Origin of the sequence: Pseudodesulfovibrio senegalensis (assembly GCF_008830225.1) — a bacterium.
Taxonomy (GTDB): domain Bacteria; phylum Desulfobacterota; class Desulfovibrionia; order Desulfovibrionales; family Desulfovibrionaceae; genus Pseudodesulfovibrio; species Pseudodesulfovibrio senegalensis.
The window spans coordinates 198,085-213,513 of the sequence record NZ_WAIE01000001.1 but is presented as its reverse complement, the minus strand read 5'-3'; the positions used below and the strand labels follow the sequence as shown (position 1 = coordinate 213,513).

The window sequence follows — 15,429 nt, the reverse complement described above, 5'->3', positions numbered from 1 at the left end:
TAGGAGTTATTCCTCCGGGGGAGGACACCCTTCTACATGCTTTTTTTTGGATTCTTCCTGGGGCGGTTTGCATCCCGAACCTTTATAGCAACGGTCTATTTTTCGGTTGAGTATAAACTCAAACAACTTTGTGTTGCACCCACCTTTTTGAAGGGCTTCAGAAGTGGCCTCGGTTCTTCGGACCACTGAACGACGATTTTAAGGTGGACACGTTTACGAGCTACGCCGCTCTTTCGGTCCATGCCAGAGGGGGACCCCCTCTGGCATGGGACGGTTCTGATATATCTCCATCGGCTTCTTGCCGTCAAAAGCAAAATGCGGACGTCGATTGTTGTAGAAATCGAACCACCAAGCCAAGGCCTGCCGTAGTTCGCTTCCGGTCTCCATTTCCCGTAGGTAAGAACATTCATATTTCAACGAACGCCACAGACGTTCGATCATGACGTTATCCATCCACCGGCCTCGACCGTCCATGGATATGCGTACTCCAGCCTCTCTAAGTGTCCGTGTAAACTCGTAGCTGGTAAATTGTGATCCCTGGTCGGTGTTGAAGATTTCCGGTACCCCATAACGATTCAGGGCTTCTTCCAAGGCAGACACGCAGAAACCGACATCCATCGTGTTTGAAAGCCTCCACGACAGGACGGCCCGACTGTGCCAGTCCATGATCGCTACGAGGTATAAGAAGCCGCGTTTCATGGGGATATACGTGATGTCGGCACACCAAACCTGATTGGGCTTCGTAATCGCCTTGTGTCGCAGCAAACACGGATACGTCTTATGTTGCGGATGCGGGTGGCTCGTCTTTGGCTTTTGGTAAATTGCCATCAGGCCCATTTTACGCATCAGACGTCGTACCCGTTCACGACCGACCCGCTGCCCCTCATCTCGTAGGATATTACGCATCTATCTGGAACCGAAAAACGGCAATTCCATAAACAACTCATCGATTCGGCGCATGAGGGCCAGGTTAGCCGGAGATTCGCCGATCGGTTCGTAGTAGTACGTCGATCGATGCAGCTTGAGAATCCGGCATTGCCGCCGGATACTGAGCTCGGGGTGAGTCTTATCGACCACCTCTCGCCTTCGCACATAGCTCAAATTTTTGCGAAGGCTTGTTGCAAAAAATCCTTCTCCACTGTGAGTTGGCCGATCTTGGCGTGAAGCTCTTTGATCCGAGCCTCATCGCTTTGCTGCGCTTTTTGGGCTTTCCCGGCAAATCCCGCTACAATCTGCTCCTTGGCCTGTTTCTTCCACTGAGAAATCTGATTGAGATGCACTCCATACTTGCTGGCAAGCTCGGACAATGTGTGTTCCCCAGAAAAGGCGTCAAGGGCGACTCGGGCTTTGAATTCGGCAGTAAACTTTCTTCTTTTCTTGGACATCAACAGCCTCCTTAGGCTTGTTTACGTCCACCTTGCCAAGTGGTCCAGTTTTCCGAGGCCACTTCTCGTTACCATGTTACCACGTTACCATGTTACCATGTTACCATGTTACCATGTTTCTACGGTTCATCCCCACGGGCGTGGGGAACACACAGCGAGGAGCGGGTGGAGGACGACAAGGGGCGGTTCATCCCCACGGGCGTGGGGAACACGATTCTGGGGCCACCCGGATGAAGTACAAAGGCGGTTCATCCCCACGGGCGTGGGGAACACGGTGCGGTTGGCGGTAGACATTTTTCTTTCTCCGGTTCATCCCCACGGGCGTGGGGAACACTTCAGGAACGAAGGCGGCTCAATCGGTTCGGGCGGTTCATCCCCACGGGCGTGGGGAACACAACACCACTCAAAATTCTTCATTGCTCATCCTCGGTTCATCCCCACGGGCGTGGGGAACACCAAGCTGTCATGTTTAACGTCATACCCCCAACCGGTTCATCCCCACGGGCGTGGGGAACACGTGGCAAACAACATGCTGAAACATCGGCAGAGCGGTTCATCCCCACGGGCGTGGGGAACACAGTATCAACCACGCCGTCAGCATTTTCAGTGACGGTTCATCCCCACGGGCGTGGGGAACACCCGTAGTATTGTGGGCGTTTTGTAGAAGTTGTCGGTTCATCCCCACGGGCGTGGGGAACACTTTAGCAGCACCACAGTGCGCACCAATTCCTGCGGTTCATCCCCACGGGCGTGGGGAACACATAAAACCATCTGAGTAGTCGCCAGCCACGCTCGGTTCATCCCCACGGGCGTGGGGAACACCGTTGTTGGATATGAAGTATTACAAGAGTTATCGGTTCATCCCCACGGGCGTGGGGAACACGCCCCGACAGGACGATCAAACCCGCCGCCAACCGGTTCATCCCCACGGGCGTGGGGAACACATCGCGGCAACCCCCATGGAATTCATAGCTGACGGTTCATCCCCACGGGCGTGGGGAACACCCCATCGACACCCACAATTCGTACCATATGACCGGTTCATCCCCACGGGCGTGGGGAACACTTTTCCATGTAATCAATAACGTTTAGTCCGTTTGGTTCATCCCCACGGGCGTGGGGAACACTGTATTTCGGTGTCAGGCCCATGCTACGCCCCCGGTTCATCCCCACGGGCGTGGGGAACACCATGCGGGCCGTCCGGCGTGAGGTCAAGGCATCGGTTCATCCCCACGGGCGTGGGGAACACAGCCACGCCATAAACCCCGGAGCAGACAATTTCGGTTCATCCCCACGGGCGTGGGGAACACCAGTGCGAGCAAGTCGCGCAGGCGGTCCTTGTCGGTTCATCCCCACGGGCGTGGGGAACACTGTGAACTATGCTGGCGCGGACGAGTCCATTCCGGTTCATCCCCACGGGCGTGGGGAACACTGACAAGCTCTATGCGCAGTATGGAAGACGCTCGGTTCATCCCCACGGGCGTGGGGAACACGATAATGTCCGAACGCAGGAACCAGCCAGTTTCGGTTCATCCCCACGGGCGTGGGGAACACTTTGCTGCCAGTATTCAAGAAGTGCCTGCTCACGGTTCATCCCCACGGGCGTGGGGAACACATATACCACAAGTTTGCATATGGTATATTCCCCGGTTCATCCCCACGGGCGTGGGGAACACTGGATACCCGAGGCCCGGCCCCGCGTGATCATCGGTTCATCCCCACGGGCGTGGGGAACACTTGTTGAACTGCTGGCAAAAGAAGCACGCAGCCGGTTCATCCCCACGGGCGTGGGGAACACTCAATGCGGATGCCTTCAATCATCTTTTTGAGCGGTTCATCCCCACGGGCGTGGGGAACACGCGCATGTAGGCTGCACCCGGCGCACGAAGTACGGTTCATCCCCACGGGCGTGGGGAACACGCGCATGTAGGCTGCACCCGGCGCACGAAGTACGGTTCATCCCCACGGGCGTGGGGAACACGATGGTCACCGGGAACCCCGTTCAAAACGATTCGGTTCATCCCCACGGGCGTGGGGAACACCCGACCATGTGTAACATCGGAAATTGCGAGCCCGGTTCATCCCCACGGGCGTGGGGAACACGCGAACCGCTGGCGACCATTTCGGCGGGCGGGCGGTTCATCCCCACGGGCGTGGGGAACACGCCCCTGTCAATGAGAAAATCAAGCTCTTGCCCGGTTCATCCCCACGGGCGTGGGGAACACTGTTGCTCTCCTTTGTTCGTTGGTGTTTACTGCGGTTCATCCCCACGGGCGTGGGGAACACACGTCTTCCGCGGGGTGATTGACGGTGTTGGGCGGTTCATCCCCACGGGCGTGGGGAACACGAACGGGGCGGCTGCGCCTACCTGTGGCGCGACGGTTCATCCCCACGGGCGTGGGGAACACATCATCTGCCACCGTTGCAAGACAATGAATCGCGGTTCATCCCCACGGGCGTGGGGAACACGACGACGGCCTGTACCGCATTCTGGCCGTGGACGGTTCATCCCCACGGGCGTGGGGAACACCGTGCGTGTCTGGCGACCAGACGATTCTGTGCCGGTTCATCCCCACGGGCGTGGGGAACACAGGGTGACGTGCTGGACGCAAAAAATGGAGGGCGGTTCATCCCCACGGGCGTGGGGAACACTTCTTGGCGATAGCACGAGCCTTGCCTCGCGCCGGTTCATCCCCACGGGCGTGGGGAACACGTCCTTAAGGGCAGATTTAATGCCACGCATAGCGGTTCATCCCCACGGGCGTGGGGAACACTCTCCGCAGCACAAGGAGTCCAAGCCCGAGTACGGTTCATCCCCACGGGCGTGGGGAACACCAACGCAAAAAGTCTAAGGTTTGCTGACGATTCGGTTCATCCCCACGGGCGTGGGGAACACTCTTGAGCATTGCCAACGCCCCCGGTTTGTCACGGTTCATCCCCACGGGCGTGGGGAACACCCCGTGGTCTGCTCTTTGTTGAGGATAGACCGCGGTTCATCCCCACGGGCGTGGGGAACACCCGGGCAACACCTCGTAAAATTTCTGCATATTCGGTTCATCCCCACGGGCGTGGGGAACACTCAGCGGGGAGACTGTTGACAATCTTGCGCCACGGTTCATCCCCACGGGCGTGGGGAACACGCGCCATGCCTCTTCGTCAAGCAAATCCGCGTCGGTTCATCCCCACGGGCGTGGGGAACACAATTGCTGGGCGTGGTCGACATCGGTGAAAAACGGTTCATCCCCACGGGCGTGGGGAACACGGGAAGCCGGCGCATCCCAAGACGACCCGTTCCGGTTCATCCCCACGGGCGTGGGGAACACGAGAGCCTATGCCTGTTGTCGAAATTCGAACCCGGTTCATCCCCACGGGCGTGGGGAACACACGCGCAAGCGCGGCAGTGGCCTGCTTGACATCGGTTCATCCCCACGGGCGTGGGGAACACGACGTTGCAACACAGGCTGTAAGCACGTTTGACGGTTCATCCCCACGGGCGTGGGGAACACCACATATCCAAACAGCGTTGCAGTTGTAACCGCGGTTCATCCCCACGGGCGTGGGGAACACCAACCACCGCATAAGCCGTTTTTGTTCGATGTCGGTTCATCCCCACGGGCGTGGGGAACACTTCCGCCTACAACCTCGGGCCGGGATACTACAGGGTTCATCCCCACGGGCGTGGGGAACACTCTAACCAGAACCATTTGTATTTCTTAGCACAAAACTACCACAACAAAAAAGCCGGGATTTTAGCCGTTGTCAGGCACCATCCTTGCATTCTGTTTCTTTCTCCTCCAATGGCAAAAAACTGACCAGCGCCATGCCGTCAAAATCCACGGGAACCCGGCGGTTGACGCCCAGCGTTTCAAAGGAATAGCCCTGCTCGGTCCGGCTCTGCCAAGCCATCACCCCGTTGCCGTCCGCAATTCCCTCCCGCACGGTGAACCAGACCATCTCGCGGGTACGCGAGGACAGGTCGCCCACATACACCCCGGCGCGGATTTCCAGCATCCAGACGGCAAGACGCCCCCGCAAACGCGGCGGAACGCTCTCAACCACGATGACCGTCATCGCCATGGCCTTTCTCCTCCTCGAAAGCCGGACCCGCAGCCTCGGGCGCGGGCTCGGGCATGTTCTTGCCTCCGGCGGCCAGAACCTCCTCTATCAACGGGATAATGCGTTTCAGCACCCGTTTTTTTCGAAACATGTCGCGGCAGGCAATACGCGTTTCGCGCTCCGGGTCCACGGGCTTGCCCGCGGCAACGCCGAACGCGGCCGGAACAACGGTCTCGAACTTGATAAGGTCCGCAATGTCATACACGAACGAGCGGGGTTTTCCCGTATGCAGGAAACCGATCGCCGGAGCATACCCGGCCGCGAGGATGGCGGCCTCGCTGATTCCGTAAAGGCACGACGTGGCCGCGCTCAGGCACTGGTTCGGTACGTCCCCGCTTGAAAAACTCCCGGGGTCGTAGCGCCGCCCGGACCATGCAACGCGATAGAGCTTCGCCATCTGCTTATACATGGCGCGCACGCGTGCGCCCTCCATGCCGCGCAATTGCTCCACGCTGCGGCCGCCCGGGGCATTGCCGCCAAAGCGGATCTCAAACATCCTGCGCACCACGTTGAGCCGCGCGGTATCGTCAAGGGCGAGCGATGCCTGCCAGAGCAGCTTGTCGCTGCGCGCGCCTCCGGGCTGCCCTGCGGCGTAAAGCCGCACACCGGCCTCCCCCACCCACACGAGCAGGGTGCCGGAACGGGCCGCAAGAGTCACTGCGGCGTGCGAGACGCGTATGCCGGGTTCCAGCAGGATGCAGCACACCCCGCCCACCGGCACATGCACCCGCACGCCTTCCACATCCACCAGTACAAAGGAGCCGTCCAACACGTCCAACCGACCTTTTTCCAGAAAGACCATGCTGGACCGCTCCTTCAGCGGCAACGGGCTGAGCTTCGGCAGCATCACGCCCGCCTTACCAGCAACAGCCCGAAGCCAAAGCCCTTGGCAGCGCCCACGCCCTGAAAAAGGGCCTTTTCCAGCAGTCCGGCATCGGCAACCGTAGCGAACCCGCGCGCGTCAATGCGCGAAAGCACCACGGCCTTGCTGCCGCCCCTGTGCCCGAAACGGCTCTGGTCGTAGGCTTCCGCCATGACGGTCTCCTTTTCCAGTGTCAGGCCCAAAGTCTGCTGTCGTTTTTCAAGCCACTGTTCGGCAACGCCCTGGGCGATTTCCGAACGCGACGGCATTTCCAGACCCTCGCGCATGAGACGCTTGCGCTCGTCCTGCACCATGTCCACCCGGACCTGACGCCCGCGCCTGCCGTCGGACGAAGGTTCCCGCCGCTTGATCACGGGATTGAAGCGCAGGGAAAACAAGACCCTGTCGCCGTTCGCCAGTTTCGGTTCGTATTCCTTCACTTCCATCCTGCGCACAAAGGGCAAATCCTCGGGACGCCGCTCGGAAACGGTCAGAAACGAGGAGTCGTCCAGACGGCGATACAGAAAGTCCCTCCGCCGGTCAGGGGAATCCGAAAAGAGCTTCCAAAGCGCCTGATGCGCCTCGTACACGCCCAGATGCGAAGACCGGGCCATGTCCAGCCGGATTTTACTCATGAACATGTTCCACCTCCGGGTTCCGACGCAGGGTGAAATGGTGCTCCTGCCGCATGGCGAACTGCCGCCGGGCCGAGTTGGTCAGCACGTCGCGCACGGAATACACCGTGGAACGCTCTTCCACGCCGGGCACGCCATGCCCGGCATCGGACCACACCTGCGAGCCCGTGAACAAAGGGCCAGCATTGAGGCAGCGTTCACCACGCATTTCGTCATAGCGCTCAAAGGCCCCGGCAACGTTATCCGCAGGCACGATTTCCGGCAGCAGGGGAAAACCCGGCGGGCAGGACTTCCTGCCGAGATAGAGTGCCAGCCGTGGCCGGGCCAGCGCGTCCCGCATGTCGTCCACGCCGTATCCGGCATCCGCCTCCAGCCACACGCACACCGTGAACGCGGCCCCGGCAAGGTACTCGCGCCGGGAAAGGATGGTGGAAAGCTGCTCCTTGCAAACCTTGTTCACCAGCTCGTCGCGCCGCGTATGGTACGTCACCTTGCGCACGGAAGGGGGCGTCTGCACCGTGTGGTAGTCGATCATCCGTTCGCCCGAGGCGTCCGCGCGTACGGCAATGCGCGCCGCGCCGTGCAGGATTTCAAGGGCGTCCGGGTCATTGCGCCGGATGCCCAGCGCGGCCGCCACCAGCCCCATCACCCCGGAACGCCCGGGCCGCCCGGCCGAGGCGCGAACCTCGCCAACGGCCGAGGCCGTACCCCAGCTCTGCATGGGGCCCCGGAGGGTAAAGACAAGATATTTCCTCATGGCCCCTACTCCGTGATGAAGTCGCAAAGGTCTTTCAAGGTTTTCCGGCCATGGCCGCAAACCATGGACGCGGCCTCCTCGCCCAATATGGCGTTGAAGCTCTCGCGTTTGGATTCGAGCGCGGCAAGGGCATCCGCAAGCATGTCCTCGCCGTTCACGGGCTTGAGGAACGCCTCGGCAAGGGTACGAGCATGGGCGTCGCCCTTTTCCGCCACGCAATAGGAAGCCACGGCGCGGGAAGCGAAGCTGTTCTGCTTGCCCGAAGGACTGACCGTGTACACAGCCCGTGCCAGCGCCCCGAGGGTGCGGTTGCAAAGGTCTTCATCGCCGCCGAGGTTTTCCAGCAGCAGGTCGCGGTCCACGCACACGTACAGATAGAACAGGCCCGCGCCGAACTCGGCCACACCCATGTGCCCGGCCCCGGCGTCGTCACGGTTCAGGTCGTCCACGGCGGTGAAGAAATCGTCCTCCACAACGCCCTTGTGAACGGTCATGGCGTGCGCCACCTGCACGGCGGCCTCCACGTTGTATTCCGGACGGCTGGCCAGCATGCGGCCGAACATGGCCACGTCCACGGCGTTGGCTTCACCGCGCAAAAGATCCAGCGCTTCCTTTTCCGGCTCCTTGCCGGTCTCGCGGCAGGCCTCCACCAACTTGCCCACGGCCGCCAGTTCCACGGGGTTCAGGTGGGCCATCTGCTCGGTTTCGAGGGATTCGAGAAAATCCTTTTCCACAAAGGCGTCCGCCTTGGCCTTGTATTCGGCCTTGTTCTTGGCGAACACGCCCGCCACAGCCCGCGCGATCTTGGCGGCAGCCGCCTGCTTCAGGGTCGCGAGCCCGCCCGTTGCCGCAATATCTTCCATGCTTTCCGCAAAGGTCACGCCGTTAGTCAGGGCGAAATACGCGTACTTGCCGACTTCCTTGGTGCGCTTGCCGAAATGATCGCCCAGCGCGCCCGAGATGTGTTCCGAGGTACGCCATGCGCGTTTCAGGCTCTGGGAGGAAACGCGCAGCCGCTGGCAGCCGCCCATCTTCACGGTCTTGGGGCGTCCGAGGTCGTCGCGGTTCAGGTTGCTGGCCGGATACGTGGTCAAAACGTGCAGTTGAATGAAACGGGACATGATATGATCTCCTTATGCTTTGCTTCGGTTGGGGTAGTATTCCCGGGCCCAGTTCATGCGGGCCTGATCGTTCCAGTACATGGTATGCCGGATCAGCCCGCCGAGGCTGGCCGCGCCGCCGCACATGTCCACGAACCGCACCAACATGCGGTACAGTTCGTCGTATTCGCCGTCCTCCACGGCCAGCAGCTTGCGGAAACGCACGTCGCGCATGTCCGGGGAGCCCTTGCCCTCCCGGGCGAACACGGCGGCGAAATGCCCCTTGCGCAAATGCCGGGCCTTGGCCAGCACACCGGCCGCAAGGGCCAGCCGCTCCAGATCGGGCTCGTCCAGTTCGAACCGAGCCAATTTCTCCACCAGCCCGTTGCGATAGGCCGGGGACACATACACCTCGGTGCGGCTTTTGGCCCGGCGCAGACCGGCCCGCTGGCCACGGTCCTTGTCCAGACCATGCCACCACGATTCCACGGCCTTCCAGAAGCCGTCGTCATTGAATGCCTGATCCAATTTCATCATGCCTCCCTGGGCGGATACATTTCCATGCCGCGCAAATGCTTGATATTGTAATTCTTCATGCGCCTGTGCGCTTCCACGCAGCGCTCCATGCGCTCCGGCGGGATGCCGAACCGTTCGGCGATTTCCTCGAACAACTTCGAGGACTCGGCCAGCAGCACCCTGCCCCACACAAGACGCAGTTCGTCCCGTTCGGACAGGCTAGCGTTGCGATCCGGCAAGGCGGCAAGGCGGGCCGCGTTGTCATAAAACGTCGCTTCGGTACGGCCCCAGAACATGTTGTTGGCGTTCTCGAAAAGGCTCATGTCGGTCTTGGCCTGATTCTTTCCGGCCTCGTGCACCAGCGCGTCCTTGAGCGCGCCCAGCAGGTTGCGCCGCACCTGATCCGCAGCGGCCACCATGCCGCGCACCTCCGCGCCGAAGGTCGCTTCGTCCCCGAGCAGGGCAAAGGAAGGGAAGACATGCTCGCACCATTGCCGGGCCTTATCATTAGCCATGTCATACCCGGCCACGCCGATCCGGCCGCCGCGCCTCCCGGCATTGTGCACGCATAGGGCCGCGTGCATGTGCCGCTTGGCGTTCGGCTCGCCATAGACCACGCCCAGCCAATTGCTGTAGGCATCGATGTTGCTGCGACCCTTGATGGACAGGGGCGGTTTGCCCTGTTCCATGGTGTAGGGCGTGAGCGGATGCACCCATTCCGGGCCGTAGTTGTATCCGTTGGGCCGGGAAAGGAACTCGCGCACGGCCAGTTCATGTTCCCTGCCGCAGACATGACACGGCCCTTGGGCCGCTTCCTCACGCAGCACAATGCGCCGGGGCATGCCCCAGAACGCGTGCAAGGGATGCATGTCCTGCGGGTGCACCTGTTCGTTTTTGTCGCTGGTGCGCGTGGGCGCGGCCCATGCATACACGCGGGAAGCGAGCACCTCCCTGCCCGAAGCGGGTTCGATGCCCCCCTGCCTGACATTGGCCGGAGCCACGTTCAACCACAGGCTTTGCCACAGGGTATCTCCCGCGCACAGGGTCGAAAGCGGTCCTCCCCCGCGCATGGACGTGCGAAGGCCTCTTCCCCCAGCGGGAGAAAACACTTGCATGGTGTACAAGGCCGATGCAGCGCAGGCTGGACAAAGAGTTTTAATTAGCCCTCTTTTAACAAACAAATCTTTATTTTTCTTTTCTGTATTATCGCCGGGTTGCTCAATAAACAAAAATGCAGCCTTATTAAGCTTCGGCTTGTCCGCTTCATTCATGGTCAGATCCTGCATGAACCGTGGCCGCTCGCCAAAGAGATTGAAGAATTCCCGGTGGGCCTCAAAGGCCTCACGAAGTGCCTCTTGTCCCGGCGGGGAGTCGAGCATGCGGTCCCGGGCGCGTATGTCCGCAGGCGCAAACGCGGTCTGCAACAGGCCCACGAGGAATTCCATGAGCGCGGCCCGAAAATCCGCACGTTGCGGATTCAGGCCCACGGGCGGATCATCGCCCACGATTTCCCAAGGCCGTATCCATTCGGTCCGCCCGTCGCCAAAAAGCGCGGGCAGCCACGGCTCATCCAATAAATTGTATTTCATGGCTTTCTCCATATATATTTGGAATACGATACCATATACAAAAAATAAGCCCGCTGACCACCCTTATATAAAATGGATCAGCGGACTCGACTATAATAAAGCAATGATACCGTTATCGCAAAAAAACACCAACGGTAGGGGGATGCAATCAGTCAACAACCAGACCGCACCGCCGGTCATAGCGGACGTTTCTGGCCACGCCCCTGCCGTCCTCCCCGGAACCGGACCACACGCCGGGCGAAATTTCGCGCAGGGGCAGGTAGACGCACCACCTGCCCTTGTCCGGCATGGACTCCATGAGCGAAGACACGGCTCCGGCGCAGGATTCCGGGACATGGGCGGACGAAAGCAGGCGCACGGCTACACGCACCTCGGAACGCACGCAGTTGTCCATGGTCACGCCCTTGCCGTCGTCAGACCACAGGCGCACGCCGTCATCCTCCACGCGCAGCAGCCGCAGGCCATGGCCCGGCTCGCCCAATCGAGTGGGGGCAGCCACGTCGTCGCCCCATGGGGAACCCTCCAGCGAATAGCCCCCGGAAAAATCAAGGGAACCGAAACAGGCCACGGCCTTGTCCGCGCATTCCTTGCCAAAGGCGTCCATTTCCCGGCCGTCCATACTTTGCGGGGCACATAGAACGCCGTCCCCATAAGCGCCCTCCACCAGTTCCCGCGCGTCGCGTGGCAACACGATGGCCCCCTTGGTGCACAAAAGTCGGGCCGTGCGCCACAACACGGCCGGACGCGGATACACGTACTGCCCCTTTTCGAACATGGCTCCGTACCAGTCTCCGGGCGCATCGTCCCCCGGTTCGGGCATGAGCACCCGCATCACTGCGGTTTCATAGCCGACCGGGCGCGAACGCTCGTGCCTGTGGCACCGTCCGGCCCGCTGGATCATCAACTCCATGGGCGCGAGATCGCTCAGCAAAACATCAAAATCCAAATCAAGGGACTGCTCTACCACCTGTGAAGCGATCAGAATTTTACCGGCCCGGTCGGACGCAACGCTTTCCTTGCCGAACAGGTGCAAGACATCCCGTTCGATATCGGCCCTGTCCGCGCCCGTGAACCGGGAATGAAACACCAGCACCCTGTCGGCGGGCAGGCCATACTCCTCCACCAGCAACCGCGCCGCATCCAGCACGTCCGCCACGGTATTGCGAATCCAGCAGGCGCAGGCCCCGGCCTTGAAAGCCCGGCGCAAGGTATCGAACATGCCGGATTCGTCATGCACCGAATCCACGACCACGTTCAGCGCCCGGCGCGTGGCCACGAGCATGGATTCGCTTTTCTCGTCCGTCAGCCGGGTCATGAGCGGAAAGGGCACGGAAAACGGGTCCGCGTCCTGTTCGAATTCCGGCACGCTTTTCCCGGCAAGGGTGCGGCCATTGCGCCATGCCCCGGCCAGACTCCGACGCAACTCATCCGTCATGGTGGCCGAGAGCAGCACGGCACTGCCGCCCATGGCGGCATGGAATCGCAGCAGGTTCGCCAGCAGTTCGCCGGTGTAAACGTCATAGGAATGCACCTCGTCCACCACCAGCACGGAGCGGCACAGGCCCAACAGCCGCAGGGACTGATGTTTGGCCCCGAGCACGCCCAGCAAGGCCTGATCAATGGTGCCCACGCCGCACGCCGCCAGCAGGGCTTTCTTGCGGCTGTCCGCCAGCCAGTGGGCGCTGACCGCGGCTCCCTCGTCGTTGTCCGCCCCTTGGCGCGCGCCAAGGCCGGACATGTATGTTTCATTGAGAAAGGTGCCGCCGTGCGCGAGGGCGAAAAAAATATCCTGATCGAACAAGGCCCGGTATCCCCGGGCGAGGCGTTCGTACATGGCGTTGGCAGTGGCCATGGTGGGCAGCCCCACGTACAGGCCCGAGGCAAGACCAAAGCGCATGGAGCGGTGCGCGGCCAGCAGGGCCGCCTCGGTTTTGCCCCCGCCGGTCAGGTCCTCGATGATGAGCATTTCCGGCCCGGCCGGTTCCGGCAGGTCCAGAACAGCCTGCTGCATGTGGCTTGGCGCGCACCCCTTCAAATGGGGCAGCAGGTCCGCGAATCCGCAGGTATCCGTGGCGCGCGCCCCGGCCAGCCCGAGCGCTGCCACGGCATCGGCAGCCCGCCCCTGCGCGGCGGGCCAATAGGCTTCAAAACCGTCCCACCTGGAAACGGGCTTGAACCAATGCTCGTTGGAGCCGATCCAGTCCGCAAGGATGATCAGCCCGGCCGCGAACCACGACAACGGCTCAAGCTCCGCCTCCCGGAACTGTTCATATGATTCGCAAAGGAAACGCGCCGCCATCTCGCGCACGAACGCTTCGGCGTCGGCCTCCACGGAAAACGTGGAATGCCCCAAATCGCAGATGCCGCGGGGGGAACCGTGATGGCAGAATGCGGCCGTCAGCAACGGTTTCAGGGAATACTCGTCCGGCAGGTCAAGATAGTCCCACGGCCATAATTTTTCCCAAAAGGCAAGCCCGTATTCCGTATGATGGTGCGCATACCCGCCGCGACGGTGTCCAAACTTTTCACCCAACGGGGTCAAACGCTGAAAGCCAGGATGGAACTTGCCCAGATCATGGCACGCGGCAAGAAAAAGAAGCAAGGAACGCGCATGGACGGATGGCATAGGCGCAAGATCCACCATGCGGGCCGACCACACCGGGTTCGTGTCCAACAGCCGTTCGGCCACGGCCGCAACGTCCAGACAATGATGCCCCAGATGATGCCAGTCCCCGTCCAAAAACGTCTTTCCCCAATAATCGTATTGCACGCGATCCTTCCCTCTATGACAGAAGTAATGGGATGGACCCGCCCCTTGATAAGCTCTTTGGCTTTTCATCGGGGTTAGCCTAGGCTGCCACCAAGCTTGTGCATGAAGCACAAGCTCAAACGTGAAGGACGGGTCCAATGGAAAAACCTACCACTATCGGCATTGATCTGGCAAAAAATGTCTTTCAGCTTCATGGGGTCAATGCCACGGGCAAGGTCGTGTTAAGGAAACGGCTTCCCCGGAGCAAAGTATTGCCTTTTCTTGCTAATATTGGCCCATGCATCATTGGCATCGAAGCTTGCTGTGAATCTCATTACTGGGCTCGTGAATTGGAAAAATTTGGGCATGAGGTCCGCCAGATGCCCCCGCAGTATGTGAAGCATTATGTCAAAACGAACAAAAATGACGCAAATGATACGGAGGCCGCTTGCGAAGCCGTCACCCGCCCCAATATGCGATTTATTCCTACGAAAAGCCAAGAGCAGCTGAACCTGCAAGCCATCCATCTAATCAGGGAACGCTTGATCAGAAATAGGACGAGTTTGACCAATCAGGTTAGAGGACTTTTGCTTGAATCCGGCATTGCTATCCCCCAAGGTGGTGGCCAAGATCAGAAGGTTATTGCTCGAAATATTTGAAGATACATCCAATCGCTTGACCCTGATTGAACGTGACTACTTATCTAATCTTTACGCAGAATTTGCGGAGTTGGAGGAACGAATACTCAAGCTGGAAGTACAGTTGAAAGCTCTGTGCGGACAATCACTTGAATGCCAGAGATTGCTCACAATTCCCGGCATTGGTCTGCTGACGGCAACGGCCTTGGTGTCATCGGTAGGTGATGCAACGACATTTAAAAATGGAAGACAGCTTGCGGCTTGGATCGGCCTCACGCCTCGACAGCATTCCTCTGGAGGTAAAGACAAACTTCTGGGGATCAGTAGCTATCTCAGAAAGCTAGTCGTCCACGGAGCTCGAAGTGTTGTTTTCCGCTGCCAAGATAAGGATGATTCTCGGAGTCGATGGCTTGCGGCTACTGAAAACCGTCGGGGAACAATGAAAGCGACCTTGGCACAAGCGAATAAAACCGCCCGAATAGCGTAGGCCGTCTTGGTAACCGGCGAGAAATATAAACAAGCGGCATGACTCCGTTCAAATTTCAGTTTCTATGAAGATGCCCAAGGGATGACTGATGGCAAACAGGTCAGACCGGCTTTTGGAAAACCTGGCGAGGCCACAGGTCTTAAAGGCCGCAGAAGTGATGAGGTCCAGAAGCGCGAATTCCCATCAAGGCCAGAGCAATAAACAGCTCATACACAGGCCGGATATATGACTGCATCTGATTTTGGTTTGCTTAAAGAAATCTCTTGCCATCGGGGCGGGTCCATATATGGCCTCGAAAAACCTGACAAACTGGCAACGTGGACGCAAACAGGCCTAAGGAGGCTATTGATCTCTTAGAAAAAAGGAAAGCTTACTCCCGAATTCAAAGCCAGAATCGCCCTTAATGCCCCGTCTGGGAAACATACTGTCCAAGCTTGCCAGCAAGGCATGGCGTGCATCCCAATCAGGTTTCCCAATGAAGCAAGGAGCCAAGAAACTTGGTCGTAGTAGAATTTGCAGGGAAGGTAATCCCCCTTCAATGAACTCTGAAAAGTAAAGTCTATGCAGCCTTTCCCAATTTTGCTCTTGCAGGGTA

General features: G+C 59.6%; 8 protein-coding genes, 2 pseudogenes and 1 CRISPR repeat array. Of the genes and pseudogenes, 1 reads left to right on the top strand and 9 read right to left on the bottom strand.

All coding sequences use genetic code 11. The annotated features are described in order from the left end of the window. Positions 1 to 213 precede the first annotated feature (213 nt). From F8A88_RS00980 to cas3, 9 genes and pseudogenes are all read right to left on the bottom strand, one after another. Positions 214 to 1,385, bottom strand: a pseudogene (locus F8A88_RS00980) (IS3 family transposase). Between the two features lie 122 nt (positions 1,386 to 1,507). After that, positions 1,508 to 5,074: a CRISPR direct-repeat array (repeat unit 29 nt; unit sequence CGGTTCATCCCCACGGGCGTGGGGAACAC). A gap of 70 nt (positions 5,075 to 5,144) precedes the next feature. Continuing rightward, a complete protein-coding gene (gene cas2e, locus F8A88_RS00975) occupies positions 5,145 to 5,462 on the bottom strand; it encodes a type I-E CRISPR-associated endoribonuclease Cas2e (RefSeq protein ID WP_151149070.1) in 318 nt (105 codons plus the stop codon). Next, positions 5,437 to 6,348: a type I-E CRISPR-associated endonuclease Cas1e gene (cas1e, locus tag F8A88_RS00970; RefSeq protein ID WP_151149069.1), complete on the bottom strand. Its 912-nt coding sequence runs from the start codon at positions 6,346 to 6,348 to the stop codon at positions 5,437 to 5,439. The genes cas2e and cas1e overlap by 26 nt, the downstream gene beginning before the upstream one ends. Next, positions 6,348 to 7,004, bottom strand: coding sequence for a type I-E CRISPR-associated protein Cas6/Cse3/CasE (cas6e, locus tag F8A88_RS00965; protein ID WP_151149068.1), 657 nt, complete (start codon positions 7,002 to 7,004; stop codon positions 6,348 to 6,350). Before cas6e ends, cas1e begins: the two co-directional genes overlap by 1 nt. Next, entirely contained in the window at positions 6,991 to 7,755 is a 765-nt protein-coding gene (gene cas5e / locus F8A88_RS00960; RefSeq protein WP_151149067.1) for a type I-E CRISPR-associated protein Cas5/CasD, read from the bottom strand. Before cas5e ends, cas6e begins: the two co-directional genes overlap by 14 nt. A gap of 5 nt (positions 7,756 to 7,760) precedes the next feature. Continuing rightward, positions 7,761 to 8,876: a type I-E CRISPR-associated protein Cas7/Cse4/CasC gene (cas7e, locus tag F8A88_RS00955; protein WP_151149066.1), complete on the bottom strand. Its 1,116-nt coding sequence runs from the start codon at positions 8,874 to 8,876 to the stop codon at positions 7,761 to 7,763. A gap of 12 nt (positions 8,877 to 8,888) precedes the next feature. After that, positions 8,889 to 9,392: a type I-E CRISPR-associated protein Cse2/CasB gene (gene casB / locus F8A88_RS00950; protein WP_151149065.1), complete on the bottom strand. Its 504-nt coding sequence runs from the start codon at positions 9,390 to 9,392 to the stop codon at positions 8,889 to 8,891. Further along, the gene (casA, locus tag F8A88_RS00945) at positions 9,389 to 10,960 is read right to left on the bottom strand and encodes a type I-E CRISPR-associated protein Cse1/CasA (RefSeq protein ID WP_151149064.1); all 1,572 of its coding nucleotides are present in this window, start codon (positions 10,958 to 10,960) and stop codon (positions 9,389 to 9,391) included. The genes casB and casA overlap by 4 nt, the downstream gene beginning before the upstream one ends. Before the next feature lie 148 nt (positions 10,961 to 11,108). Then, positions 11,109 to 13,730 carry a CRISPR-associated helicase Cas3' gene (gene cas3, locus F8A88_RS00940; protein WP_161598291.1) on the bottom strand — a complete coding sequence of 874 codons (2,622 nt, stop codon included), beginning with the start codon at positions 13,728 to 13,730 and terminating at the stop codon, positions 11,109 to 11,111. A gap of 137 nt (positions 13,731 to 13,867) precedes the next feature. On the opposite strand from cas3, the pseudogene F8A88_RS00935 reads away from it, so the two are divergent. Then, positions 13,868 to 14,834: pseudogene (locus F8A88_RS00935) on the top strand (IS110 family RNA-guided transposase). Positions 14,835 to 15,429 lie beyond the last annotated feature (595 nt).

Excerpts from the sequence above, each read along its gene's own strand:
- cas2e (WP_151149070.1), bottom strand. The coding sequence starts at position 5,462 with ATGGCGATGACGGTCATCGTGGTTGAGAGCGTTCCGCCGCGTTTGCGG.
- cas1e (WP_151149069.1), bottom strand. The coding sequence starts at position 6,348 with ATGCTGCCGAAGCTCAGCCCGTTGCCGCTGAAGGAGCGGTCCAGCATG.
- cas6e (WP_151149068.1), bottom strand. The coding sequence starts at position 7,004 with ATGTTCATGAGTAAAATCCGGCTGGACATGGCCCGGTCTTCGCATCTG.
- cas5e (WP_151149067.1), bottom strand. The coding sequence starts at position 7,755 with ATGAGGAAATATCTTGTCTTTACCCTCCGGGGCCCCATGCAGAGCTGG.
- cas7e (WP_151149066.1), bottom strand. The coding sequence starts at position 8,876 with ATGTCCCGTTTCATTCAACTGCACGTTTTGACCACGTATCCGGCCAGC.
- casB (WP_151149065.1), bottom strand. The coding sequence starts at position 9,392 with ATGATGAAATTGGATCAGGCATTCAATGACGACGGCTTCTGGAAGGCC.
- casA (WP_151149064.1), bottom strand. The coding sequence starts at position 10,960 with ATGAAATACAATTTATTGGATGAGCCGTGGCTGCCCGCGCTTTTTGGC.